The sequence below is a fragment of the Terrabacter sp. P5_B1 genome, assembly GCF_056400505.1.
Genome location: NZ_JBFULD010000238.1, coordinates 1 through 6720, shown reverse-complemented (window position 1 = coordinate 6720; position 6720 = coordinate 1). Strand labels below are relative to the sequence as shown.

The window sequence follows — 6720 nt, the reverse complement described above, 5'->3', positions numbered from 1 at the left end:
AGGTGAACGCCGCGACACCGAGCACCCCGGCGACCTGACCGATGACGCCCCAGTAGTCGTAGAGCAGGTCCCACCAGAGGTAGAGCTTGATCTTCGTCTCGATGTTCCAGGCGCGCATCGTGTCGTTGTACGCGTTGGGGGTGTCCGTCGCGATCGTGACGATCGTGGGCCAGAGCCAGGTCAGGGCGCCGGCGTAGGCCGCGAGCGCCGCCAGGCCGAGCCGCAGGCGCACCGGGTGCTCGCCCTCGTCACCCTGACGCCAGCGCACGACTCCGTGCGCGATGATCACCGGCACCATGGCGATGACGACGTTGCGGCTCAGGGAGAGCACGAGCAGCGCGACGGCCACCCACCAGTACCTCCGCTTGCGCATCAGCCACAGCACCGTGACGACGCCGAGCAGCGCAGTCGACTCGGTGTAGGACGCGGAGAAGGCCGGTGACGCGATGAAGAAGCAGGTCGCGACGACGGCGACGATGGCCTCCCAGCGCCCGACCGCCTGGTCGACGAGCTTGAAGAGCATGTGCATCGCGGCGAAGCCGATGGCCGTCGACAGCACCGGGGCGACCACGGTGAAGGACAGCCCGGTGACCTTCATGATGAGCCCGGCCGTCATGGGGAACACCGGGAAGAAGGCCCACGGGTTCATGTCGATGCCGCCCCAGCCGGCACGAGGCAGCACCGGGGGGTAGCCGTGCTCCGCGATGACGCGGTACCACTGACCGTCCCAACCGGTCATGACGGCGTTGTAGCCGGGGTCCGCCGGTGTGGGGTAGAAGATCCGGATGTTCGCCGTCCCGATGGGCAGCGGGATCTGGTAGCGCGAGAGGTAGGTGGCCGCCACCCATACGAAGAGGCGCGAGACGGCGAAGACGACGAACGGGAACCAGATCGGGAAGCGGCGCCAGAACGGCTGCTTCGCCTCGACCTCCCGGTCGGGGTGCTCGAGACGGCGAGCGAGACGCGGCTCAGACCGGCGGGACGGCGCGTCGGCGCTCGCTGAAGTGACGGTCACGCCGGGAAGCATAGGCCAGGCGGCGCACGAGGTCCGAGCGCAGTTCATCCGCCTCGATGATGGAGTCGAGCACCAGGTCGGCCGCGAGACGCTCGATGTCGACGTCCTCCTCGTACTCGCGCCGGCGGTCCGCGACGAAGCGCGCCTGCTCGTCCGGGTCCGCGATCTCCRCGATCTTGTTGGCGTAGACGGCGTTGACGGCGGCCTCCGGGCCCATGACGGCGATCCGGGCCGTCGGCAGGGCGATCGTCGCGTCGGGCCCGAAGCCGGGGCCGCCCATGGCGTAGAGCCCGGCGCCGTAGGCCTTGCGCACGATGACGCAGAACTGCGGCACCGTCGCGGAAGAGACGGCGCTGACCATCTTGGCCCCGTGGCGGATGATGCCGCCGCGCTCGACCTCCGAGCCGATCATGAAGCCGGGCACGTCGGCCAGGTAGACGAGCGGGACGTTGAAGGCGTCGCACAACCAGATGAAGCGTGCGGCCTTGTCGGCGCTGTCGGTGAAGAGCACGCCACCCTTGACCATCGAGTTGTTCGCGACGATGCCGACGGTCTGCCCCTCGAGGCGGCCGAAGCCGATGACGAGCTCGGCCGCCCACAGCGGCTTGAGCTCGAAGAAGGAGTCGTCGTCGACGAGCCCGTCGATGACGTCGTGGACGTCGAAGGGCACCGACTCGCGCTCGGGCACGGTCTCGCGGGTGAGCGGGGTCGCGGGCTTCTCGGCGGCATACGTCGGCGGGTGGTCGCACCAGTTGCCGGGGACGTAGGAGAAGTAGAGCTTGGCCAGCTCGATGGCCTCGGCGTCGTCGTGCGCGAGCAGGTCGCCGACCCCGGAGACGGTGCAGTGCATCCGGGCGCCGCCCATCTCCTCGAGGGAGACCTTCTCCCCCACGACCATCTCGGCCATCCGGGGGCTGCCGAGGTACATCGAGGCGTTGCCCTCGACCATGATGATGAGGTCGCAGAAGCTGGGGATGTAGGCCCCGCCCGCGGCACTCGGACCGAAGAGGCAGCACATCTGCGGCACCTTGCCCGAGAGCGCCACCTGGTTGTGGAAGATGCGCCCGGCGCCGCGGCGGCCGGGGAACATCTCGACCTGGTCGGTGATGCGGGCTCCCGCGGAGTCGACGAACCAGAAGACGGGCAGCTCCTCGCGCAGCGCCATCTCGGTGGCCCGCACGATCTTCTCGACGGTGCGCGAGCCCCAGGAGCCGGCCTTGACGGTCGGATCGTTGGCGATGACGATCGCGGGCCGCCCGTCGACCGTGCCGCGGCCGGTGACGACGCCGTCGGCCGGCAGCCCGGGCTGCAGGGCGTTGGCGTAGCGGCCGTCCTCGACGAACGAGCCCTCGTCGAAGAGCAGGGCGATGCGGTCGCGGACGTAGATCTTGCCCTGGGCGTCGAGCTTGGCCTGCGCCTTCTCAGGCGCGCTGGCGGACGCCGCGTGGGCGGCCGCGAGACGGGCCCGGACATCGGCGACGCGCGGGTCGCCGTGGAGGTTCGAGGTGGGTGCGGCTCCGTTCATGCCGGCAGACCCAGGCCGCGGGCGATGAGCATCCGCTGCACCTCGGAGGTGCCCTCGCCGATCTCGAGGATCTTGGCGTCGCGGTAGAACCGTGCGACGGGGAACTCCTCCATGAAGCCGTTGCCGCCGAACACCTGCGTGGCGATGCGGGTGGCGGTGACGGCGGCCTCCGTCGAGTAGAGCTTGGCGATGGCGGCGGCCTGCTTGACCTCCTTGACCGAGCGCTTGCCGGCGTGGAGCTCGTCCTTGAGCCAGGCGGCCTTGTAGGTCAGCAGGCGCGCGCCCTCGACCATGACGGCGAGGTCGGCCAGCTGGAAGGAGACGCCCTGGTTGACGCCGATCGGACGACCGAAGGCCGTGCGGGTCTTCGCGTAGTCGGTGGCGAGCTCGAGGCACGCCTGCGCGCAGCCCACCGCGAGCGCCGAGATGGCGATGCGGCCGTCGTCGAGGGTCTTGAGGAACTGCTTGAAGCCCTGCCCCTCCGCGCCGAGGAGGTGGTCGGCCGGGACGCGGCAGTCCTCGAAGGTGAGGCCGTGGGTGTCGGAGACGTGCCAGCCGAGCTTGTGGTAGGCCGGTTCGACGACGAAGCCGGGGGTGCCGGCCGGGACCATGATCGCCGAGACCTGCGGCGAGCCGTCCTCGTTCGTGCCGGTGCGCGCGGTGACGGTGACGACCGACGTGATGTCGGTGCCGGAGTTGGTGATGAACGCCTTGGCCCCGTTGACGACCCACTCGTCGCCGTCGCGCACGGCGCGCGTGCGGGTGGCTCCGGCGTCGGAGCCGGCCTCGGGCTCGGTGAGGCCGAAGCCGGCGAGCGCGCGGCCCGAGACGAGGTCGGGCAGGAAGCGCTGCTTCTGCTCCTCGGTGCCGTAGGTGAGGATCGGGTTGATGCCGAGGCCCACCCCGGCGGAGAGCGTGATGCCGATAGACTGGTCGACGCGGCCGAGCTCCTCGATGGCGACGCAGAGGCTCGTGAAGTCGCCGGCGTCCCCCGCGCCGCCGAACTCCTCCGGCACGACGAGGCCGAACAGGCCGAGGTCCCCCATCTTGGGCACGAGGTCGGTCGGGAAGAAGGCGGCGGCGTCCCACTTGGCGATGTTGGGCGCGACCTCCTTCTCGGCGAAGTCGCGGACGACCATCCGGAAGTCCTCGTGGTCCTGGCTGAGCTCGAACATCGCTGTTCTCCTGAAGGTGTCGCGGTCATCACGCGCTCGTGACGCGTGCTTGACGTTGACGTAAACGTAAAGCACCATCGACCTCATGACAAGTGCGCCGACCTGGAGTATCGCCGAGGTGGCGGAGGAGTTCGACGTCACGCACCGGACCGTCCGCCACTACGAGGACCTCGGCCTGATCTCCCCCGAGCGCCGTGGGACGCAGCGGATCTACCACCGTCGGGACCGGACGCGTCTCGGCCTCATCCTGAGGGGCAAGCGACTCGGCTTCCCGCTCGAGGAGATCCGGACGATCATCGACCTGTTCGACGCACCTCGGGGCCGTCGCGCCCAGCTCGAGTACGTCCTCGGCCAGATCGACGAGCGCCGGGCCGACCTCGACCAGCGGCTGCGGGACATCCAGGACGCCATCGCCGAGCTGGGTGAGTTCGAGCGACGGTGCCGTGAGGATCTCGACAAGCTCGCGTGACACGATGGGCGCATGAGCGCTGAAGACACGAAGATCTCCGCCTACGCCCACCCCGAGCGCCTCGTCACCACCGAGTGGCTCGCGGAGCAGGTCGCGGCCGGCCGAATCGGCGGCCCAGACGGGATCGTGCTGCTCGAGTCGGACGAGGACGTGCTGCTCTACGAGACCGGCCACATCCCGGGCGCCCTCAAGATCGACTGGCACGCCGACCTCAACGACCCGGTGTCGCGCGACTACGTCGACGGCGCCCGGTTCGCCGAGGTCATGGGTTCGCGCGGTATCCGGCGCGACACGACCGTGGTCATCTACGGCGACAAGAGCAACTGGTGGGCAGCGTATGCCCTGTGGGTCTTCAGCCTCTTCGGGCACGAGAACGTCCGGCTCCTCGACGGTGGCCGTGCCAAGTGGATCGCCGAGGGCCGCGAGCTGACCCGTGACGTGCCCGCCGCGACGTCGGTGGACTATCCCGTGGCCGACCGGGACGACGCCCCGATCCGGGCCTTCAAGGACGACGTGCTCGCCCACCTCGGCAAGCCCCTCGTCGACGTCCGCTCCCCCGGCGAGTACTCCGGCGAGCTGCTCCACATGCCCGACTACCCCCAGGAGGGCGCGATGCGCGGCGGCCACATCCCCGGCGCGAAGTCGGTGCCGTGGGCGCGGGCCGCCAACGACGACGGGTCGTTCAAGTCGCGTGAGGACCTCGAGGCGATCTACCTCACCGAGCAGGGGCTCACGCCCGCGGACGACGTGGTCGCGTACTGCCGCATCGGCGAGCGCTCGTCGCACACGTGGTTCGTCCTGACGCACCTGCTCGGTTTCGAGGCCGTGCGCAACTACGACGGCTCGTGGACCGAGTGGGGCAACGCCGTGCGCGTCCCGATCGAGAGGTGACCCCATGACTGACACCGCCCTGCCCGCGCCACTGGCCGAGATCGCCGAGGACTTCCGCTCGGCGACCAACGACCTCAAGCTGCAGCTGCTGCTCGAGTTCAGTGACGAGCTGCCACCCCTGCCCGAGCGGTATGCCGGCCACCTCGACCAGCTCGAACGCGTCGACGAGTGCCAGTCGCCGCTCTTCCTCACCGTCGAGGTGGGCGACGGTGCGTCGCCCGACGACCGGGTGGTCAGCCTCTTCTTCGACGCGCCCGCCGAGGCCCCGACGACGCGCGGCTTCGCCGGCATCCTCCGCGAGGGACTCGACGGCCTCTCCGCAGCCGAGGTGCTCGCCGTCCCCGACGACGCCCCCATGCGATTCGGCCTCGCGGAAGCGGTGTCCCCCCTGCGCATGCGCGGCATGGTCGCGATGCTCGCCCGCATCAAACGCCAGGTCCGCGCCAAGACCGCGGGCTGACCCGCTCACCCACCACTCCCCACGTCACTGCTGCACCCCACGCAGCACTGACGTAGCGACCCAGACCCAACCCCCCGCAACCCCTTACGTCACTGCTGCACCCGACGCAGCACTGACGTAGCGACCCAGACCCAACCCCCGCAGCCCCCTACGTCACTGCTGCACCCGACGCAGCAGTGACGTGGCGCCCGAGATGGCCCATACCACGTGGCCGCCTGTGGATAAGTCGGGGACGGCCCGGGTCCGCTGTCGGCTCCGGAGTGCAGCCTGACTCCATGAGCGAGAGAGCAGTTCCCGAGCGCAACAGCGAGGCCGGTCGGTACGTCGTGCGGGTGCGCCGCCTGGCGGACCTCAGTCAGCGGGACCTGGCCACGCGGGTCGGCGTATCGCCCAGCACGGTCAGTCGCCTCGAGTCCGGGCTCATCGCGCCGACCGTGGATCTCTACGAGCGGGTGCTTGCCCTGGCCGGGCTGCGCCTGGCCGTGCTCGACGGCGCGGGTCGCGAGGTGGCGCCGGTCCCGGTCGACACGGTGCGCGACAACCAGGGGCGCCGGTTCCCCGCGCACCTCGACGTGGCGCCCCCCGACGAGGTGCCGTACGAGCGGTGGGCGTTCCCGCGCTACGACCGACCCGACGCGCAGGGCTGGTTCCAGCACCGGAGTGCGCGCGACCAGGGGGCCGAGGACGCGCCGCACCGGGATCGGCCGGCCGACCACCCGACGGGGCACGAGCTGGCCCTGCGCCGACGGCTCATGCGCGGCCGACAGCCGCGCGTCGATGCGCCGCCGCTGCCGGATCTCGAGTGCGACTGCCCCGACGCGTGCTTCCAGGAGCTGTGCGTGACCGAGTGCCCGTGTCAGTGCGAGCCCCGCACCGCCGACCTCTGGCGACGACTCCTCGCCGCCCGGTCGTCAGCCCCCGATGCGAGTGCGGACCTCGTAGAGCTCGGGGAAGAATGTGAGGTCGAGCGCCCGTCGTAGGAAGTCGACCCCGGTCGAGCCACCGGTGCCCGTCTTCTGCCCGATCGTGCGTTGGACGACCTGGAGGTGACGGAACCGCCACTGCTGGAAGTTGTCCTCGAGATCGACCAGCTCCTCGCACGTCTCGTAGACACCCCAGTGCTCGTTCGGCTGGGCATAGACACCGGCGAAGACGTCGACGAGTCCCTCGTCGAGGCGGTAGGGC

General features: G+C 70.2%; 8 protein-coding genes. 4 read left to right on the top strand and 4 right to left on the bottom strand.

Annotated features, from left to right (window positions below):
• The 3 genes from AC1DP0_RS15835 to AC1DP0_RS15825 all read right to left on the bottom strand — a co-directional run.
• Positions 1-1015 (bottom strand): hypothetical protein (locus AC1DP0_RS15835; protein ID WP_478085913.1); only part of this gene is annotated, 1015 nt, incomplete at its 3' end.
• Positions 969-2540 carry an acyl-CoA carboxylase subunit beta gene (locus tag AC1DP0_RS15830; RefSeq protein WP_478085911.1) on the bottom strand — a complete coding sequence of 524 codons (1572 nt, stop codon included), beginning with the start codon at positions 2538-2540 and terminating at the stop codon, positions 969-971. The genes AC1DP0_RS15830 and AC1DP0_RS15835, both read right to left, overlap by 47 nt.
• The gene (locus AC1DP0_RS15825; RefSeq protein WP_478085909.1) at positions 2537-3715 is read right to left on the bottom strand and encodes an acyl-CoA dehydrogenase family protein; all 1179 of its coding nucleotides are present in this window, start codon (positions 3713-3715) and stop codon (positions 2537-2539) included. Before AC1DP0_RS15825 ends, AC1DP0_RS15830 begins: the two co-directional genes overlap by 4 nt.
• Positions 3716-3800: 85 nt before the next feature.
• Here AC1DP0_RS15825 and AC1DP0_RS15820 point away from each other — a divergent pair, with 85 nt between their 5' ends.
• The 4 genes from AC1DP0_RS15820 (at position 3801) to AC1DP0_RS15805 (ending at position 6515) form a co-directional block, all read left to right on the top strand.
• Complete coding sequence (locus AC1DP0_RS15820; protein ID WP_478085907.1) at positions 3801-4184, top strand: MerR family transcriptional regulator; 384 nt, start codon at positions 3801-3803, stop codon at positions 4182-4184.
• 12 nt (positions 4185-4196) lie between these two features.
• Positions 4197-5075, top strand: coding sequence for a sulfurtransferase (locus AC1DP0_RS15815; protein ID WP_478085904.1), 879 nt, complete (start codon positions 4197-4199; stop codon positions 5073-5075).
• Positions 5076-5079: 4 nt separating this feature from the next.
• A complete protein-coding gene (locus tag AC1DP0_RS15810) occupies positions 5080-5535 on the top strand; it encodes a SufE family protein (protein WP_478085901.1) in 456 nt (151 codons plus the stop codon).
• A 275-nt stretch (positions 5536-5810) separates the two neighbouring features.
• Entirely contained in the window at positions 5811-6515 is a 705-nt protein-coding gene (locus tag AC1DP0_RS15805) for a helix-turn-helix domain-containing protein (protein WP_478085897.1), read from the top strand.
• Here AC1DP0_RS15805 and AC1DP0_RS15800 read toward each other — a convergent pair.
• Positions 6447-6720, bottom strand: a 274-nt coding sequence (locus tag AC1DP0_RS15800) for a tryptophan 2,3-dioxygenase family protein (protein WP_478085893.1), incomplete at its 5' end; no start/stop codon positions are given. The two genes, AC1DP0_RS15805 and AC1DP0_RS15800, sit on opposite strands and share 69 nt — an antisense overlap.